The 17,633-nt window shown below is 57.6% G+C and carries 17 protein-coding genes and 3 tRNA genes; 5 read left to right on the top strand and 15 right to left on the bottom strand.

Translation table 11 applies throughout. The features are described from left to right. From E1180_RS03945 to E1180_RS03935, 3 genes are all read right to left on the bottom strand, one after another. Positions 1–597, bottom strand: a 597-nt coding sequence (locus E1180_RS03945) for a GTP-binding protein (RefSeq protein WP_155189780.1), incomplete at its 3' end; no start/stop codon positions are given. A 169-nt stretch (positions 598–766) separates the two neighbouring features. Then, positions 767–840 (bottom strand) — tRNA-Gly (locus E1180_RS03940). A 20-nt stretch (positions 841–860) separates the two neighbouring features. Next, a tRNA-Tyr gene (locus E1180_RS03935) sits at positions 861–945 on the bottom strand. A 423-nt stretch (positions 946–1,368) separates the two neighbouring features. On the opposite strand from E1180_RS03935, the gene E1180_RS03930 reads away from it, so the two are divergent. Genes E1180_RS03930 through E1180_RS03920 form a run of 3 tightly spaced genes read left to right on the top strand, consistent with a single transcriptional unit; the run spans position 1,369 to position 3,248 of the window. Continuing rightward, positions 1,369–1,878 carry a MarR family winged helix-turn-helix transcriptional regulator gene (locus tag E1180_RS03930; protein ID WP_155189779.1) on the top strand — a complete coding sequence of 170 codons (510 nt, stop codon included), beginning with the start codon at positions 1,369–1,371 and terminating at the stop codon, positions 1,876–1,878. Positions 1,879–1,881: 3 nt separating this feature from the next. Next, entirely contained in the window at positions 1,882–2,406 is a 525-nt protein-coding gene (locus E1180_RS03925; protein ID WP_155189778.1) for a PaaI family thioesterase, read from the top strand. A 20-nt stretch (positions 2,407–2,426) separates the two neighbouring features. Continuing rightward, positions 2,427–3,248, top strand: a complete 822-nt coding sequence (locus E1180_RS03920) for a TrmH family RNA methyltransferase (RefSeq protein ID WP_155189777.1) — start codon at positions 2,427–2,429, stop codon at positions 3,246–3,248. 15 nt (positions 3,249–3,263) lie between these two features. Here E1180_RS03920 and hmuQ read toward each other — a convergent pair whose 3' ends face one another. Beyond that, on the bottom strand, positions 3,264–3,575 hold the full coding sequence (gene hmuQ / locus E1180_RS03915; protein ID WP_155189785.1) for a heme-degrading protein HmuQ: 312 nt from the start codon (positions 3,573–3,575) through the stop codon (positions 3,264–3,266). Positions 3,576–3,856: 281 nt separating this feature from the next. Between hmuQ and E1180_RS03910 the strand changes: the two genes are divergently transcribed. Next, positions 3,857–3,932, top strand: a tRNA-Thr gene (locus tag E1180_RS03910). A gap of 397 nt (positions 3,933–4,329) precedes the next feature. Here the strand turns inward: E1180_RS03910 and E1180_RS03905 are convergent. From E1180_RS03905 to E1180_RS03860, 10 genes are all read right to left on the bottom strand, one after another. Then, positions 4,330–4,902 carry a sarcosine oxidase subunit gamma gene (locus E1180_RS03905; protein WP_208996921.1) on the bottom strand — a complete coding sequence of 191 codons (573 nt, stop codon included), beginning with the start codon at positions 4,900–4,902 and terminating at the stop codon, positions 4,330–4,332. After that, complete coding sequence (locus E1180_RS03900; protein WP_155189776.1) at positions 4,895–7,846, bottom strand: sarcosine oxidase subunit alpha family protein; 2,952 nt, start codon at positions 7,844–7,846, stop codon at positions 4,895–4,897. The genes E1180_RS03905 and E1180_RS03900 overlap by 8 nt, the downstream gene beginning before the upstream one ends. Then, entirely contained in the window at positions 7,843–8,139 is a 297-nt protein-coding gene (locus E1180_RS03895; protein ID WP_155189775.1) for a sarcosine oxidase subunit delta, read from the bottom strand. Before E1180_RS03895 ends, E1180_RS03900 begins: the two co-directional genes overlap by 4 nt. 11 nt (positions 8,140–8,150) lie before the next feature. Beyond that, positions 8,151–9,422, bottom strand: a complete 1,272-nt coding sequence (locus tag E1180_RS03890; RefSeq protein ID WP_155189774.1) for a sarcosine oxidase subunit beta family protein — start codon at positions 9,420–9,422, stop codon at positions 8,151–8,153. Positions 9,423–9,446: 24 nt separating this feature from the next. After that, positions 9,447–10,853: an amidase gene (locus E1180_RS03885; protein WP_155189773.1), complete on the bottom strand. Its 1,407-nt coding sequence runs from the start codon at positions 10,851–10,853 to the stop codon at positions 9,447–9,449. A gap of 5 nt (positions 10,854–10,858) precedes the next feature. Then, complete coding sequence (locus E1180_RS03880; RefSeq protein ID WP_244313954.1) at positions 10,859–11,017, bottom strand: hypothetical protein; 159 nt, start codon at positions 11,015–11,017, stop codon at positions 10,859–10,861. A gap of 100 nt (positions 11,018–11,117) precedes the next feature. After that, a complete protein-coding gene (locus E1180_RS03875; protein WP_155189771.1) occupies positions 11,118–12,269 on the bottom strand; it encodes a M24 family metallopeptidase in 1,152 nt (383 codons plus the stop codon). A 43-nt stretch (positions 12,270–12,312) separates the two neighbouring features. Continuing rightward, positions 12,313–13,470, bottom strand: coding sequence for a M24 family metallopeptidase (locus E1180_RS03870; protein ID WP_155189770.1), 1,158 nt, complete (start codon positions 13,468–13,470; stop codon positions 12,313–12,315). Positions 13,471–13,590: 120 nt separating this feature from the next. Next, positions 13,591–14,382, bottom strand: coding sequence for a maleate cis-trans isomerase family protein (locus E1180_RS03865; RefSeq protein WP_155189769.1), 792 nt, complete (start codon positions 14,380–14,382; stop codon positions 13,591–13,593). Positions 14,383–14,736: 354 nt separating this feature from the next. Then, positions 14,737–15,429: a GntR family transcriptional regulator gene (locus tag E1180_RS03860; protein ID WP_155189768.1), complete on the bottom strand. Its 693-nt coding sequence runs from the start codon at positions 15,427–15,429 to the stop codon at positions 14,737–14,739. 330 nt (positions 15,430–15,759) lie between these two features. Between E1180_RS03860 and E1180_RS22595 the strand changes: the two genes are divergently transcribed. After that, on the top strand, positions 15,760–15,882 hold the full coding sequence (locus tag E1180_RS22595) for a hypothetical protein (RefSeq protein WP_268873417.1): 123 nt from the start codon (positions 15,760–15,762) through the stop codon (positions 15,880–15,882). A 96-nt stretch (positions 15,883–15,978) separates the two neighbouring features. Here the strand turns inward: E1180_RS22595 and E1180_RS03855 are convergent, their stop codons facing one another. After that, entirely contained in the window at positions 15,979–17,631 is a 1,653-nt protein-coding gene (locus E1180_RS03855; RefSeq protein WP_283404343.1) for an ABC transporter ATP-binding protein, read from the bottom strand. Between the last annotated feature and the right edge of the window lie 2 nt (positions 17,632–17,633).

The following is a 17,633-nucleotide window of genomic DNA, read 5'->3' as shown; positions in this document are numbered from 1 at the left end:
GTCAACAGCTGCCATCAGCTCACGGATCGCATCGCGGCCAATCGCCGCGTCACGGTCTTCAACTGCTGCCAGCGCAGAGCCCTTGACGATCGGAATGTCGTCGCCCGGGAACTCGTAGGAAGACAGAAGCTCACGGATTTCCATTTCGACGAGCTCGAGAAGCTCTTCGTCGTCGACCTGGTCAACCTTGTTCATGAACACGACCAGGGCCGGAACGCCAACCTGACGCGCAAGCAGAATGTGCTCACGGGTCTGCGGCATCGGGCCGTCAGCGGCAGAACACACCAGAATCGCGCCGTCCATCTGGGCAGCACCGGTGATCATGTTCTTGACGTAGTCGGCGTGGCCCGGGCAATCAACGTGAGCGTAGTGACGGTTGTCCGTCTCATACTCAACGTGCGCCGTGGAGATGGTGATGCCGCGCGCTTTTTCTTCAGGCGCGCCGTCAATCTCGTCATATGCTTTTGCAGTCGCACCGCCGGCTTCCGCCAGCGTCATGGTGATTGCAGCGGTCAGCGTGGTCTTGCCATGGTCAACGTGGCCAATCGTGCCAATGTTGACGTGCGGCTTGTTACGCTCAAATTTTTCCTTCGCCATCGGCGTCGCTCTCTGTCCAATAGTCGTTCGGTCGATACAAGGCTCGAAGCGGGACCCACCCCGGCGCCGTGGACAGAGCCGCGAGCGACGAAACGCTTCCCATAGAACTTTTCAGGATTTTCCGGGCGAAAGAGCCTTCCGTTCCGGACACTCCGATCAGCACCCATGATGGAGCGGGTGAAGGGAATCGAACCCTCGTCGTCAGCTTGGAAGGCTGCTGCTCTACCATTGAGCTACACCCGCACACCGGAGAAACGGAACGATGGTGGAGGAGGTTGGATTCGAACCAACGTAGGCATAGCCAACGGATTTACAGTCCGTCCCCTTTAGCCACTCGGGCACTCCTCCATCTCGTCCTGCTTCACGCCGAAGCGATCAGGATGGCTTGACCGGAACAGCCCGTCCGCGAGGGGCGAGCAATCCCGTGGCGCGTGTTATGCAGATACCGACCTTTGGTGTCAACGCCGATTTTGCAAAGAACTGAACAAAATCAGCCGCCCGCCCGGAACGCATGGCTCGAACGCTTATTGGATCAATCAGAACCCTCACCTCGACTGTGCCCGCAAGGAGAAGAAAAGTCACGTATCCGCAGCGTTTTTAAGATCACCATGCCCGAAACCCTTGTGCCTGTGGACAACTTACTGGCCGCTGCCAGCTGCAGGCAAAACACTCGACAAACCGCCGGGTCCACACAACGGGAACGCTTTTTGCGGACGAGTTGAGAGCCTGCACCCTTGCAACTGAGCGCATCTTTGTTGTAGGTACAACAATATGATCAAAGGACTCGGAAATATTGATTTCTTCCAGATGGGCCAAACCTGCCTTGGGCATTCTGCACGTCGGACATCGAACCTCCTGACACGGCACTTCAACCGGCACCTGGCCCCGTTTGACCTGGAAATCACCCAGGCCCAGCTCCTGGCGGTTATCGCGAGCGGGGAAAACCTGTCTGCCTCCGACATTGCGCGCTATCTCGGCATCGACCGCTCCACCCTCGCCCGGAACCTGAAGCCTCTCGAAAGCGCCGGTCTCATCACCCGATCACAAACAGGCGGCCGCAAGGTTGTTCCAGCCCTGACGGCAAAGGGCGAGCGGCTGGCCGTCGACCTTCATGCGGCGTGGCAGCAAGCCCAAGACGAACTGACAGACCATCTTGGACAAGAACGAACCCAGGCAATCCGGGATCAGTTGAGCGCGCTCCGGCAAACCGTGCGTGCGCTTGAGCAGTCTGCCGCCTCTGCCTCCTCCGACCAAGCCCCCTCCTCTCCAGCGAAGGACTAAATCATGAGCCACCCTGAAACGATCACCGAAAACGGAAAAACGCACATACTGGATGCGCTGCCCAAGGAGAAGGTTGCGGGGATTTCCGGAATGGACGTCTTCGGGCTGATGATGGACGGCAAGTTGCCCGCCCCTCCCATCATGATCCATTCAAACATCCGCATGAAGGAATTCTCCAAGGGCCGCGCCGTTTTTACCGGTCTGCCGGAGAAGCAGTTCTTGAACCCGCTTGGCACCATCCATGGGGGCTGGATATCAACGCTTTTGGACACAGCGCTCAGCTGTGCGGTTCATACATGCCTGGAACCCGGAGAGTTCTACACAACGACAACCCTCAATGTGTCCATGGTCCGGCCGCTTTACCCCGGCAGCGGCGAGGTTGTGTGCGAGGGCCGCATTCTTCACCGCGGATCGCGGCTTGCCACATCCGAGGGTGAGTTGAAGGATTCGCGCGGCAAGCTGATTGCCCACGCGACCGTCAGCTGCATGATTTTTCCAAACCCAGCAGCCCCTTCCCCTAAAGCCTGATTGGCGCTACAGCATCGGGAATGACTGAAGAGAAAAAATCATGGCGCGGCAAACCGCGCCCCGGGTCCGGCGCGCGTGGCTTTCATAAGGGGACAAGCAAGCCTGCCCCCCGCCGGCCCGGCCTGCCGCCGGAAGGCCCGATCCTGCTTTACGGTTTGCACACCGTTGAAGCTGCTTTTGCAAACAAGGACCGCAAGCGGCTGAAACTGTATGCGACCGAAAACGCGGTGAACCGCCTTCAGGAGCGCGGCGTCAAGATCGACGTTCCCATAGAGATGAAGCGTCCCAAGGAACTGGACCGCATGGTCACCAAGGACGCGGTTCATCAAGGCATGATCCTGGAGGCAGATCCCCTGCCCGCTTATGGCCCTGAAGAACTAAGAGGCGCGCGTCTGGTTCTCGCGCTGGATCAGGTCACGGATCCCCACAATGTCGGGGCTATTCTGCGCTCGGCCGTCGCGCTCAATGCCGATGCGGTTGTGACAACCGAACGGCACGCCCCCGAAGAAGGCCCGGTGCTGGCCAAATCGGCGTCAGGGGCCCTCGACATGATCAAACATGTGCGCGTGAAAAACATGGCGCGGTTTGTCACCGTGATGAAGGATCAGGGATTCGGGTGCATCGCCCTTGATAGCGATGGTCCGGCCAGCCTGGAAGACACTGAATTCACCGACAAGACGGTCCTCGTACTGGGCTCTGAAGGCAAAGGCGTCCGGCAGGGCGTGCGCGAGGCCTGCGGTCTCTTGGCCCGCCTCGATATGCCCGGCGAAATCCGCTCCCTTAATGTATCGAATGCCGCCGTGCTGTCTCTTTATGTGGCCCGGATAAAAATGGGGCTTTAGACCAAAGACAACTGATTAAGCCCCACTGACCGCCTCAAAGCCTTCAAAACTCGGCGGACCATCGTAGAGCGGTTTGTTGTCACCGGCGTTTTTATGCGCGATCCGGAAGTGCTCTGATTTGGTCCAGGCTATGAACGCAGCCTGGTCCGCCCAGATAGTGTGGGATGCATAGAGGATTGTACCGTCATCGTTGCGCGGCCCTTTCAGCAAATGAAAGCTTTTGAAGCCGGGAACCTTCTCCAGTTGGGAATCGCGGTTCCTCCAGACTGTTTCAAACGCGTCTTCCTGGCCATTCTTGACACGGAACCGGTTCATGGCGAGGTACATGGGCATGCCTTTCTTGTCATTTGTCCGGTCAAACGCATAGCGCTAAAAGCTGAGTATGGAAATCATGTACTTTGCTTTCCCACCTCGAACCGGCTTTGTTTCCAGGATTGCATAGGGCCCCATCTGGGCCAATACCCGTGGCCGCATCGCCGGGCGGCTCCTGACCCCAGGGCATAAACCGCAGATTTTACAGAAACTTATAACTTTCCCCAGAAAGAAGATCATTTTTTTGCCTTAGGGGCTGGACATGACGGGGCAATTTGATAGAAGCCAGTCCCAGCGCCGGTATAGCTCAGTTGGTAGAGCACGTGATTTGTAATCTCGGGGTCGCGGGTTCGAATCCTGCTGCCGGCACCAGTTTTCTCTACAACTTAGCGTATTCCTCCTCAGCTTCAGTTAGCTTGTGTAAGCACTGTGTAAGCAGATTTTGAATGTGCTGAACGGTTATTCTCCTTCCCATTTTTCATCTAAAAAATAGCCCGTCAGAGCTGTCAAATGCTGTCTTCGGTTCGAAATTCCAACGAGTTCCGGATAGCTCCGATGTCGTAAGCGCTCGTCATCAACCGTCATAAGCAACGCTCTTCCCGGACAAACATAATGATGAACATGAAGATGACACGGTTTGAAAAACGCCGCGTGTCTTTGAATCCCAGGGTCGGGAATGAGGCCGTGGGACGATCAATGGTCTGAAAGGACCCGGAACCTAAACAAAGGCCCATGGGTCCTATGAGAAGATCTGGACACCGCTTACCTATCAGATAACCACAAAACCATATTGGGCGGCACTGTCCGTTAACTGTTCCCAGAGCGAAACCGCGAAGCTGCGCGGGAATAACAGGTTGAACCCAGTCTCATCTCGCCACAGCGTGATCCCGATGTGGTGAAATGCGCTGGACGCAACGGAGCCCACCGGAAACGCGGTGTCAGACAAATTGAGCGGCAGGAAGTGGTTTAACAAATGGGTTGCGTTGGGGCCGTTTAGATTTATCCAGGTTCTCGACGATGACAGGTCGAGAACCACCCCATCTTTGATCGCTAGGGATGCGCGGTCTTGACGGTCATCCCTGCTGATCAGCCACCACTTTAGCGGTTCGATCTGCAAGAGATTTCCCTCCGCCCCCTGTGCCATCATTCCCGGGCCAGGCGCGGTTTCGGTGCCCGCCAAACGCGCGGCCTCTGCCCCGACAGACTTCCAGGCTTCAGGCCAGGCAGCAATCTGGAGCAGCGAAACCCTTGTTACTTCAGAAAAGGTTACGCCACTCCCATCGCTTGTCCCGACCTTTCCCAGCGACAGTTGCCCCTTCAAAGCGGATCTCCACTCAGCCATGCATTCTTTCTCCAGTGGGATCGAACATGTGCGGCGACACGATTTCAACGTCGACATTTCCTGAGCGAACCGGATCGGCGGCAACGGCTGGTCTCTCTTTCCAGGCCTCTGCACCGCCAGAGATATAGCCGATACCAATCCAGTGCCCCAGTGCGGGTGAATGGGTCACGCCTGTAACCCAGCCCTCCCCGAACCCAGTGACGGTATCTGCATCGCATAGCAACGATCCGCCCTTAAACCGCTGACTCCTGTCCTTTGGGAAGATGCCGACCAGTTGTGGGCGGTCCTCCCGCAGGAGTTCCGGCCTTTGACGCAAGGAGCTGCCAATAAATGGCTTTTTTGTCGACGCCATCTTGCCGAGGCCGGTATCGTCAATGGTTACGCGGCCATCCAGTTCGGCGCCGGTGACGTGGCCCTTTTCTATGCGCAGCGTACCCAGCGCCTCCAGCCCATAGAGGCAGCCTCCACGAGTTTCCGCAGCGTGCCATAGGAGATCCATCATTGCGTCACCGTAACCGGCTTGCACATAAAGCTCGTAGGCCAGTTCCCCCGAGAAACTTATCCGTGCAATCAAGGCCTCAACGCCACCTGACAGCGTAACTCTTGAAACGCCCATGAACGGCAGCGCTTCATTGGAAATGTCAGCGCCGTGTTCCAGGCAGGCGGCAATCGTCTCGCGGGATTTTGGTCCGGCAATGGATACGCCCGCCCATTGGTCGGAGACGGAGCTCACATGCACCTTCAGATCGGGCCAGCGCGTTTGCAGCAGCTCCTCGAACCGGACCATCACCTTGCCGGCGTTCGTGGTCGTGGTCGTCGTCAGGAATTCGGTGTCCGCGAGCCGCCAGGTTGTGCCGTCATCCATCACCATGCCGTCGTCGCGCAGCATGATGCCATAGCGCGCCTTGCCCACTGGCAGTTTGGCAAAACCGTTGCTGTACACCCGGTTCAAGAATTCGGCTGCATCCGGCCCCTGAACCGCGATCTTGCCGAGTGAGCTCACATCACAAATGCCGACAGACTTGCGGACAGTGGCGGCCTCGCGGACATACGCCTCATCAATGCCCTCGCCGTTACGTGCAAAGTACCAGGGCCGGTGCCAGAGCCCCGCCTCGGTCATGGTCGCTCCATGCCGCAAATTCCAGTCATGAAGCGGGGTCCGACGCAGCGGTTTGAAGTGCGCGGCCACGTTCCGGCCTGCCAGCGCGCCGATGGCGACCGGGGTATAGGGCGGGCGAAAGCGTGTAGTCCCAACATCGGGGATGTCCTTGCCAAGCGCATCGGCCATCAGCGCAAGGCCGATGATATTGCCCATTTTGCCCTGGTCCGTTGCCATCCCGAGGGTGGTGTAACGCTTCAAATGTTCGACGGAGACAAACCCTTCCTGGTTTGCCAAGCGGACATCGTCGCCGGTGACGTCGTGCTGGAAATCGACAAAGGCTTTGGTCTGCTGGTTCGGGAGACGGACCTCGTACAGCGGCCGGATAGGTGTTTTCCAACCACCCGGCTGTGAGCTTTTTTTGTTTTCGCCGATAGCTTGACGCGCGGCGCGTTGGCCCGCCACTTCGCAATCCTCACGGTCCCAGATGCCTGCCGAAGACCCTGCATGGAAGATCGGTTCACTTGTTGTCCCAGGAAGAAAACAAGCCTGCGAAGCATTCCAAACTGGCTTGGCGCCACGATGGGAGGAGAGATTCACAACCGGAGACCAGCCACCGGACACAAGGAGCAGATCGCAGGTCTCCTTACCCGCAGGCACCCAGGAACCATTCGTGTGTTTGGCTAGGTCAACGCGTTTAACACCGGAGCGCCCCAAGACTTTCAACGGAGCTACACCGTTGAGAATCGTGACCCCGTCTGGAAGACCGACACCCGCTTCTTCACGGAAGTCGGCGACGATTACGTCAGCGCCTGCAGCGGCCAGCTCCGCAGCAGCCGCGTAGACACTGTCATTTGTGGTGGAAATGACAATCTTCTGCCCAGGCAGGATACCATAGCGGTTCAGGTAAACTCGTGCGGCGGCTGCCGTCATGACACCGGGGTGATCGTTGTTTTCAAAGGCGAAGGAGCGTTCCAGCGCGCCGGTCGCCAAGATGGTTGCGCCCGCCCGCACGGTCCAGAACCTTTGGCGCGGCATTTGTGGATCGAGGTTGGCCAGATGGTCGGTCACCTTCTCCAGAAGGCCTGCGACGCCGTGATCATACAAACCAAAAGCGGTCGTGCGGATCATCACTCGAACACCAGCACCCTTGACCGCATTGATGAGCTCCAACCGTTGCATCTCGGCACCGGGGTCATTCAGGTAGTCGCCGCCAAGCTCGAAGTCCTGCTCCACCAACAAAACGTCGCGCCCTGCCTGTGCAGCGGTCAATGCAGCCTGCAGGCCTGCCGGGCCCGATCCGACGACCAAAACATCACAGAATGCGTGGACATGATCATAGCAATCCGGATCCGGTTCGCGGGAGGCGGTGCCCATGCCAGCAGCTTTGCGGATCAGCTTCTCGTATTGCATCCACAGGCCGGTTCCATGCCCCCATTCAAAAGGGGGCAAGCCCATGAACGTTTTGTAGTAGAACCCGGCGGCAAAGAACCTGGAAAACAATCCGCTCACTGCCCCAAGATCAAAACGGACATTCGGCCAGGAATTTTGGCCACTGGCGCACAATCCGCCGTACAGCTCCTGCACCGTTGCCTTGACGTTCGGCTCCCGGCGAGCGCCTTCTCCCACGGTGACGATGGCCCCGGATTCCTCAACACCCGCCGACATGATCCCGCGCGAACGATGATACTTGAAGCTGCGACCGAGAACGCGTTCACCATTTGCCATCAAGGCAGAAGCGAGCGTATCCCCTGCATAACCGGACAGTGTCTTACCGTCCCAGGTGAAGTCCACTGGCGCAGACCGGTCGATCCGGCCGCCTTTATCCAGACGACGCGCCGTCATTCCCCCGCCTCCTGATCGGTTTCAAACATTGCAGCAAGGCCCGGATGCGCCGGACGGACGCTGTGGATCTCATGAGTGAGCGTGTCGCGCTCGACAAGCAACCACATCCGGCAACCGTGAACATGATGCCAGGTTTCAAGCTGCATGCCGCAGACGTTGTCCCGCAGGAAGACAGCATCGTGCCAGTCCTCTTTGGGGGCATCGAGGGCGGGGTATTCGATGGTTCCGTCACCACCATACGTGAATTCGCTGTGGTCGCGTGTGCCGCAAAAGGGACAAGGGATTCTGATCATCGGGAGCCTCGTTATCCGTGCAGCTTCGGATCGGGACCGGCGCCCCGTTCGTCTATCTGGAGACCGCGTTCGAACCGTTTAAGATCGTAATTCCTGATCCGATCGTGTGGCCGGTCGTTGGCGATCAGGTCGGCAAAATACCACCCGGACGCCGGAGTGGCCTTGAAGCCGCCGTAGTTCCAGCCCGCGTTCAGGTAGAGATTGGCGAGCGGTGTTTTGCAGATGAAGTGTGTACCGTCCATGGACATGTCGACCAGTCCAGACCAGTGCCGCAACAGTTTTACACGGCCCAGACAGGGCAGAATAGACATGGCAGCTTCCGAGACGTCCTGAACAATCGGCAGGTTGCCCCGCTGGGCATAAGACTTGTACCAGTCCAGATCACCACCAAAGACCATGCCGCCCTTGTCCGATTGCGACATATAAAAATGCGCGCCGCCGATCCCGAACACCACGACCTGGTCCAACAGCGGTTTTAGCGGTTCGGAGACAAAAGCCTGCAGCTTGTGGGATTCGATCGGAAGCTTGCCAAGCCCGGCCATGTTCCAGAGCCGAGAGGTATTACCGGCCACCGCAAAGGCCACTTTGCCTGCGCGGATCGACCCGCGTGAGGTCTCAAGCGTGCTGACACTGTCACCGTCGCGGGCGATCCCCTGAACCTCGCACTGTTGAAGAATATCCACGCCGTGCGCATCAGCACCTCTTGCATATCCCCAGGCGACGGCATCATGCCGGGCTGTACCTGCGCGCTTTTGAACCGCGGCGCCCATGATCGGAAAGCGCGCGGTGTCCGAGTAGTTCAAATGCGGGACAGCGCGTTTCAGTGCCGCAAGATCCCAGATTTCTGCATCGGGCGTCCCGGTCATGCGCATGGTGTTGTAGTTTCGGGCGGCCGCATCAATGGCACCGGGGCTGTGCAGGAGCGCGATATGGGAGCGCTGACTGAACATCACATTGTAGTTCAGCTCATGAGAGAGGTTTTCCCAAAGCTTCAGAGAATGCTCGTAGAATTCTCGATTACCGGGCCGGGCATAGTTTGAGCGAACGATGGTGGTGTTGCGGCCGGCGTTGCCGCCGCCAAGCCAGCCCTTTTCCAAAACGGCGATGTTTTTCAGGCCATGATTGGCGGCCAGATAGTAGGCGGTTGCCAGCCCATGCAAGCCGCCGCCGACAATGACGATGTCGTAATGCGGCTTCGGTTCCGGGTCGCGCCATTGGCGCCCCCAGCCCTTTTGACCGGTGATGCCATTCCAAAACACACTCCAAGCAGAAAATCGAGTCATAGTAGTTTCCAGATCCTCGGCATGTCAGCTATCCACCTCCGGCAACGGGATCGAAAAGGCATCATGCCGTTCAATCACATGCGCGACACGGAAGAGGCTCTTTTCGTCAAAATACCGGCCGACCAGCTGCAAGCCGATGGGCAATCCTTCAGGATGAAGGCCGCAAGGCATGGTCAGGGCCGGATGTCCGGTCATATTAAAGAACGTTGTGAACCGTGTGATCGCATTGCCGATCGCCTCATCAACGCCGTCGCGGGTGACGATGACCGTACCGGTTTTCTGCGCAATCTCAGGTGTTGCCGGTGTCAGGATCAGATCAACGTCGTCAAACAAGGCCGTGGTCTGCTGGCGGTAGCGCTCGATAAACCGTTTGGCTTTCACATAGTGCTCGGCGAGCAAGCATTGTCCGAGCGCCAATCCGGCTCTGAAGTCCTTGCCGTAGAGTTCGCCCCGTTCCTGAAGGTGCGCGGAGTGCGCGCTCAAGGCCTCGGGCAACTGGACCGTCAGCGACACTGTGCGGGTGTGCTCCATATCCGGAAAGGTGATCGGCACCAGTTTGGCTCCCTGCGCCATCAGGTACGCCTTCACCCGCTCCAAAGCCTCCAGAATTTCCGGATCGCTCCGCTCAAAGAAGAAGTTGACTGGAATGCCGATCCGGAGCCCCGAAATGTCTTGCCCCAGCGCTTCCGCATAATTCTCCATAGGGAGGTTGACCGACGCCGGGTCTCGCGGATCATGACCAGCGACAAGACCGAGGATGTCGGCGCAATCAGCAATCGTGCGGGTCATCAGGCCAACATGGTCCAACGTCCAGCAATAAGGGACAAGGCCACTTGTCGGGACACGGCCGATGGTCGGTTTCAGTCCCACCAGTCCGTTGAGAACCGCAGGCGCACGGACCGAACCGCCCGTATCGGTGCCAAGAGCCGCCGGGACGAGACCGAAGGCAATGGCTGCAGCCGATCCGCTGGAAGATCCACCTGCGAGCCGAGTGGTGTCATAAGCGTTGACGCAGGTTCCGTAGACCTCGTTTTCGCCGGTCGCACCATAAGCAAATTCGTGGAGATTGGTCTTTCCTAGGTTCAACGCTTCGGCATTGCGCAGGCACGCAACCGCAAAGGCATCCTCCGCCGCGATCCGATCGTGAAAAACCCGAGATCCTGCCGTTGTCAGCACGTCTTTGACGTCGAACAGATCCTTACAAGCGTAGGGAATGCCTGCTATGGGCGATTCAGCAAGATCCTCGCGCGTGAGACCTGCGGCCTGCGCGGCGGCCGCATCCAATGTCAAAGTGATAAAGGCCTTAGACACGTCATTGTGTCGCGAGATACGTTCAGCAAACATCGAAACCAGTTCACTCGGCGTGATCCCGCCGGAATGCATCAAGGCCTTAAGCGTCCGGATATCCTGGAATGCGATAGTATCGGACATGCACGTTATCGTTTCTGCACGGAAAGCGCCGGAGGCGTCGCCCCCAAATCGACCTGGCGAAGCACGTCCAGATCCTCCAGCAGTTCCTGAAAACCCGTAATGATGCCCAGCTTCGGATCGACCAGTTCGTCGAGTTCAGCTTCCGTCCAATCGTGACTGGCCATTTGGTCACATATCCCGGTCAACGTCGGCTTTTGAAGCGGTTTCATTTCTTCTTTCTCACTGGTCTGGCACAGGCATTTTCGCCTGAGTTTCGGCGAAGGATCAGCGTATCATCAGGGTCTCTGGTGTCTGATTGGTCAGGATTTCCGCACCGATTTCGGTTAGCAGAACGGTATTAGAAATGAAGTAGTCAACGACACCGGTATTCGTGAACCAGCTGTGCGCGTGAAACACCATGCCGGTTTCCAGAACCCTGTCCGACCCGGGAAACAGCGAAGTCACCATTGACCCACCGGTCCAGCTCGGCGGAAAGCCGATGCCGACCATGTAGCCGCAATGGTGGCGTTCGTAGTCGTGCAGCCCCGCAGAAGCGGCGACTTCACGCCATGCCGCATACGCATCACCGGCCTTACCACCAGGCTTCAAAGCTGCGCAGATGGCCTGCATACCCTCTATGGCAAGCTCGGCAGACTTCTCAGCACCCGCTGGAGCCCTGCCCACATAAACCAGCCGTCCCATGGGGGCCTGGTATTTCCGGTAAGCCGCGCAGGTTTCTAGAAATACGGCATCGCCATTGGCAAATGTATCTCCGCGCCACGTCGTGTGCTCCTCACCCAGGCGGGTCGTCGGCCGGATAAACGGACCAAAACCCGGATATTCACTGCCTTCCAGGATCATTTTGTGGTGATAGGCCGCCGCGATTTCATAGTCGCTGGCCCCGTCCCGGACGGTCTCTATAGCGGCGAGAGTCCCGAGATCAGCGGCACGGGCGGCCTTGCGTGTGTAGTCCATCTCCAAAGGCGATTGCACCTGCCGCAAATTATCAACGATGCCGGACGCGTCGACCCAGTCGGCATCCCCGTCTTGGATCCGCTCCGCGTGGCGTGGCGTTAGAAACAGGCTGCGCTTTTCAATCCCGACCCTGCCGCCCTTCAGCCCGAGATTGGCCATGGCCTTTAGGACATAATCCGAAAGTTCCTCATGATCCTTGTGACCGTAAAAGGCTGCGTTGCGCACCTGATTATCGACTGTGATCTGCTCCATTGCACGGCAGACCAAGGCCATCTCGCCGTTGCGGTTGACCACCAACACATGGGCGGCAAAAAAACCCCAATGGTCCAGACCTGTCAGCCAATAGATGCTTTCAGGCACAGAAATGAGTATGCCGTCCAATCCGTTGACGGACAAAGCCGCGCAGGCTCGGGCGACACGCCGGGCGAGTTCTTCTTCCGGAAACGGATGACGAATGGACATTGAAACACTTTCCTGATCGTCGCCCCAAAGGAGCTATGGCATCTTAATGGTGGCTCAACAGGATTTGGCGGGGATAGTCCGTGATGTAGTCAAATCCTGTCTCAGAAACGACGATCGAGTCGCCGATGCGGCCCGCGGTCACGCCGTCGACCGATATTCCCCCGTCGACTGCAAATGTCATCCCGGGCTGCAGGACGGTCTTGTCTCCCTCCTTCAGTTCCGGGGCTTCCAGGTAGGCGACGCCGATCGACCGCCCGGTGCGGTAACCGGTCTGGTATCCGCGCTCGCGGTAAACCTCGTTGGCCGCGGCCGCCACATCTTCGGCCAAGACGCCCGGACGAATGGCGGCGATCGCCGCCTGTTGAGCCGCAATCGCCGCCTCCTGAACATCTCGCGACTGATCGGTGACGTCGCCAATATGGAACATCCGATCAAAACCGAGCTTGTACTGCTTGAACTGCGCCATGTTGCAGAAACAGAAATAGACCGGGTCGAATTTCTGATAGGCCCGGACATTGGCCCGCCGGTGCACCATGGACGTCTCGGAACCACTCTGCAGGATCTGCAGATTGTGGATCATGGGCGACACGAACCGGTCCCAACCGCGGTCGGTCAGGAACCCAGCGGCCTTGCGCGAACCCGCCTCGATCACGGCGAGTGCGGATTCATACTCCCGTGCGCCTTCGCGAAGGGAATCATGCGCAGCGGCCATCATGGCACCAGCGATTTGCCCCGCTTCCTTCATGATGCCGATCTCAAACGATGTCTTGATCATGCGCTGCGCGCCGAGAACCGGAGAAATGTCGTTCAACGGCACTCCGGGATATGTGTTGTCAAGATGATTGCGAACAACCGCCGGAATTGAGTTCCGTTCGATCCATATTTCACCTGGTTCGGCGCCGAGTGCTCCGGCCAAGGCCCGCTCCCAGGTGCGCTGACCAATATCCTCCCAGACCTGAACATCCTCGACCCAGGTCATTTCAGAGACCATTTCGCTTTCCATCAGCGGTGTGATCACTGTCGGCGCGTCGCTGGCGCGCACGACCAGCAACGTCGGACGGCCGAATTCAATCCCGAGATAGCCCCAAAACCCGGCGAGATAGGCAATCGAACTTTCATCCGTGAAGACGGCAAGTTCGATCCCGCCATCGCGCATGCGCTGCTGAAGGTTCGCGGTTGTCTGTTTGGCATGTTCCAGCAAAGCGTCGTCCCGTACATTGTCGGCCGGGTAAGGCCTGGTGAGAGTATTCCTGGCGTCGGTCGGTCTGTGATCTTTAGACGGGTCGACAGTGAGCGGTCGCCAGTCCGTTGGCATCCGGTGTCAATGCTCGCGAAACAGTCGCCCAAGCTTTGCAAGACGGTCCTCGACTCCAGCAAGGCGAAGGCAATCCCAGAGCATCGCCTGATTGCTCGCAACAACCGGCTTGCCCAAAGCCTGCTCGATCTTGTCAACGACCTCGATCGTGCGCAGGGCACCGCAACTCATTAGGAAAACCTCGGCATCAGGAACGTCGACCGCCTTTGCGAATTCGATCAGATAGTCCGGAGCCACCCGGATCATGTCTCGGTCATACTGCAGTCCAAGCCCTTGAAATTCAGCGATTTCGAAGCCCTGACCTTCAAAATAGGCAGCCATCTTGGTATTGAGCTCGTCCGTGTAGGGCGTGCCGATGGCGATCTTTCGCGCTCCGAATGCCCTCAGTGCCTTACATACGCCAGACACCAGGGATGTGGCTGTGGCGCCGGGTTGGCCTTTCTTCAGCTCCAGCAAGGTCTTTTCCTCGCCAACCGCGACGGAGCCTGATGTGCATGCAAAACAGATTACATCCAGCTTGTCGTCAGGCAGTATGCGGTGCGCGGCCTCGGCGAGTGTCGCCCCGCATTTCGCAAGGCTCTGCGGCGACAGAACATGAGGCATCAAGACACGGGAAAAGTAGATCCCGATGCCGTCCGGCGCCCATCTAACCATGTCATCTTCGATGGTCTGTTCGTTCGGGATCAGCACGAACCCGATCTTGGCGCGCGGATTGCGTCCTTCATCGAACTGGATGTCCCAGCGCCGCGAGACAACAGGGGAACAGTCTTGCTGGTGCCCTTCGATTTCAACGGACATTCCTGCCTCCAATACTCGTCGCCCGGGACGTCCGGCTGACGCCATACGGCAAAACTCGAAGACGAAAGAGAACCATAATTGGTATACCTTTACAAGAGTTTTTCGATTTGTGAACGAATTTACAGTCTAATTTCATCCTACCCCCTCTATTTGGTATACCAATATGGAGGAGCGCGCTTCGTCACTTGGCCGGGCATCGCAACATTCGAGGCGCAATTTGTCTTTAAGCTAAGGAATAGCCTTATGCTTCGACCCGACTAAAATGCGTTGCAGTCGATTAAGAATATTGAAGTATAACAGGAAGATAGCCGTTTTCTCGGCGATCCATTCGGCTGTTTCAGAGGACTAAGGACCCTAAAGGTCTTCCAATTGAAGATCCGGAAAGTCCTCGATTTTTGCGATCCGAGCCATGACAAGGGAGAGATGGACTTTCCGTGTGGTAACAGCAGCCGGGATATCACCCGCCTCGAGACATCTGGTAGTCAGCCGGACTTCGTCCAGCATGTCCTGCACCTCGGTGTCCCAATCCAAGCGCGGCAATAACAAAAACCAGTATCGAGCAGACTGATAAAACAGCGTATCGGAAAAATCGCGCAGGATCTCGTTGGTCGTCAGAAGCTGTATGGCGTCATGTAGCCGAATGCTGACCGCACCGAAGGCTCTTTTGTCCTGCCCGCCGAAAAGAGCGGCGGTATCGGTGGCAAGGCTGATGAGTTCCTCGTGCAATCCCACCGCGATTTGCCGGGCTGGCGTATCGGCGATGGTCTCTGCAAGTTTGATCCTGAGGGTGTATATTTCCCGCATCTGGTTCAGATCGATCGAGGTCACGATTGTTCCACGCCCATGCTGACTGGAAATGAGACCGTCATATTCCAACCTTTGCAGCACGGCGCGCATAGGGGTTCGGCTGACGCTGAACTCTTCGGCCAACAACCGTTCGTTCAGACTGTCGCCGGGCTGATAGTCCAGCAGACAGATACGCCTCCGCAATGTCTCAAAGATCGTTTTCTTGTCTGGTGTTGGGGAGTGCGCCAAAAGGGATTCCATTAAATCTCAGAACTGATAAGCCGTAAGTGCGCGACTGTATCGGAACGCACTGATTGGCAAACTCGGAGCTGGTTCGGCAATGCCGACGCCAATCACCCAGGCACCTCATATATAACAACAATTCGCGCCCTGGCATGCCATTTCTGAGCATGATGTTCTAAAGGGGGCCGACGCTCCCTCAAATGGCTCTGCGCAGGACGCAATTCCGAACACATCTGCTATGCAGAAATATGGGTGAGATTCAGGGATTGACGCATTGAATTCTTAACTTCTGTCGACTAAGTGTGCCGCAAGTTCAGGTAAAACACACGGGCAGAGTCGGAGTCGAGCATGACCCGGGATGATCTCATTCGCGAATACAGGCAACACAGCGGCTCTTGGCAGGCCGTGGTTGGTGTTTATGCGCTGCTCGTCGGTGCGATGGTGCTGTCCGGCTACATGATGGTCGGCTGACCGGGCAACTGCGAGCCTGCGCCATAATTTATTTAATACCCCGGAGCAAAGCTGCTCCGGGGTATTTCCGTTTAAGCTTGCCGGTTTTCACGCCAGTCAGACATTGGCCGCTTCACCGATCGCATCCGTTCCGCGCTCGTCCAGCAGAGTGGTCAGCCAATTCGGATCCATTTCGGGAACCGAAGACAAGAGCAGATCCGTATAGGGATGGTGCGGTGGCGTGAACATTTCGTCTTTCGGCCCTTGTTCGACCACCTTGCCCCTCTGCATCACTACCACCTCGTCGGCAATCGACCGGACTGTCGCCAGATCATGCGTGATGAACATGTAAGCGAGGTTGAATTCCTGCTGCAGCCGGTCAAGCAGCTTCAGGATCCCTTCAGCAACAAGCTGGTCAAGCGCGCTGGTCACCTCATCGCAGATAATGAATTTGGGATCGGCCGCAAGAGCCCGGGCGATACCGACCCGCTGCTTCTGGCCGCCTGACAACTCGGGCGGATAGCGGTTGTAGAATTTGGCCGGGTCGAGTTCGATCAGGTCGAGAAGTTCATCCACGCGGCTCTTGAGTGCTGTGCCGTGAAGACCACTGTAGAACTGTGCCGGACGCCCGATAATGTCGCAAATTCGGATTTTCGGATTCAAGGCCGTATCCGCCATCTGATAAATCATCTGGGCTTGGCGAAGCTGTTCTTTCGAGCGGTCCTGATAGCGCGGCGGCAGCGCTTCGCCATTGAACAGAATTTGTCCCTTGGTCGGGGGCAAAAGGCCGGTGATACAGCGGGCCGTCGTTGATTTGCCCGAGCCGGACTCGCCCACAACAGCGACGGTCATGCCGGGATAGACGTCAAACGACACGTCGTCCAGAACCTTGGTCTGTCCATAAGCTGCATCAATGCCCTGAACCGATATGATCGGGATGGCGTCGGCACCCGTTGGACGCTGTTTTTGGGGACGTTTGAAACTGCGCACGGCCCAAAGGCTCTTTGTGTAATCCTCCTTGGGCGAATCCAGCATTTGCGCGGTGGGCGCTTCCTCTACTTCCTCACCCTTCAAGAGCACCTTGATGGTGTCCGCCATTTGCGCCACAACGGCCAGATCGTGGGTGATGTAGATCGCAGCGGTGTTGAACTGATCTACAATGTCTCGGATCGCCGCCAGAACCTCGATCTGCGTGGTCACGTCCAGTGCAGTGGTCGGTTCGTCAAAAATGATCAGGTCCGGCCGACACGCCATGGCCATGGCAGTCATGGCCCGTTGCAATTGGCCACCGGATACCTGATGCGGATACCGGAACCCGATTTCGTCGGGATTTGGCAGACGCAGCCGCTCGTAGAGCTGCATCGCGTCTTCCTGCGCCTCAACCCGCTTCTGGATCCGGTACTGGATCGGCGCTTCCGTGTGCTGATCAATGATTTTGTGAGACGGGTTGAACGACGCGGCGGCGGACTGGGCCACATAGGCAATCCGTGATCCGCGCAGGGCGCGCAGCGCAGATTCCGGTGTGGTGGTCAGCTCCATGCCGTCGAACTCAATCGACCCGCCAGAGATTCGGCAGCCGTCCCGGGCAAAGCCCATCGAGGCGAGACCGATGGTGGACTTGCCAGCCCCAGATTCGCCGATGAGACCAAGGACTTCCCCCTTGTGAAGGGTCAGATCCACCCCGTGGACAATCTCAACCCATTTTTCGTCGGAATAGCCTTCTATGCGAAGGTCCTTGATTTCCAGAAGTACGTCTTTCTTGGGAACCACGA

Source organism: Roseibium denhamense, from assembly GCF_009711415.1.
In the GTDB taxonomy this organism is placed as follows: Bacteria; Pseudomonadota; Alphaproteobacteria; order Rhizobiales; family Stappiaceae; genus Roseibium; species Roseibium denhamense.
Note: the sequence above shows the minus strand (reverse complement) of the source record. Positions and strands in the feature narration are given on the sequence as shown.

Coding starts and splice junctions, on each gene's coding strand:
- E1180_RS03920 (WP_155189777.1), top strand. CDS start 2,427: ATGACTGAAGAGAAAAAATCATGGCGCGGCAAACCGCGCCCCGGGTCC.
- E1180_RS03865 (WP_155189769.1), bottom strand. CDS start 14,382: ATGTCCGTTGAAATCGAAGGGCACCAGCAAGACTGTTCCCCTGTTGTC.
- E1180_RS03885 (WP_155189773.1), bottom strand. CDS start 10,853: ATGTCCGATACTATCGCATTCCAGGATATCCGGACGCTTAAGGCCTTG.
- E1180_RS03890 (WP_155189774.1), bottom strand. CDS start 9,422: ATGACTCGATTTTCTGCTTGGAGTGTGTTTTGGAATGGCATCACCGGT.
- E1180_RS03875 (WP_155189771.1), bottom strand. CDS start 12,269: ATGTCCATTCGTCATCCGTTTCCGGAAGAAGAACTCGCCCGGCGTGTC.
- E1180_RS03905 (WP_208996921.1), bottom strand. CDS start 4,902: ATGGCTGAGTGGAGATCCGCTTTGAAGGGGCAACTGTCGCTGGGAAAG.
- E1180_RS03880 (WP_244313954.1), bottom strand. CDS start 11,017: ATGGCCAGTCACGATTGGACGGAAGCTGAACTCGACGAACTGGTCGAT.
- E1180_RS03860 (WP_155189768.1), bottom strand. CDS start 15,429: ATGGAATCCCTTTTGGCGCACTCCCCAACACCAGACAAGAAAACGATC.
- E1180_RS22595 (WP_268873417.1), top strand. CDS start 15,760: ATGACCCGGGATGATCTCATTCGCGAATACAGGCAACACAGCGGCTCT.
- E1180_RS03930 (WP_155189779.1), top strand. CDS start 1,369: ATGATCAAAGGACTCGGAAATATTGATTTCTTCCAGATGGGCCAAACC.
- E1180_RS03900 (WP_155189776.1), bottom strand. CDS start 7,846: ATGACGGCGCGTCGTCTGGATAAAGGCGGCCGGATCGACCGGTCTGCG.
- E1180_RS03925 (WP_155189778.1), top strand. CDS start 1,882: ATGAGCCACCCTGAAACGATCACCGAAAACGGAAAAACGCACATACTG.
- hmuQ (WP_155189785.1), bottom strand. CDS start 3,575: ATGTACCTCGCCATGAACCGGTTCCGTGTCAAGAATGGCCAGGAAGAC.
- E1180_RS03895 (WP_155189775.1), bottom strand. CDS start 8,139: ATGATCAGAATCCCTTGTCCCTTTTGCGGCACACGCGACCACAGCGAA.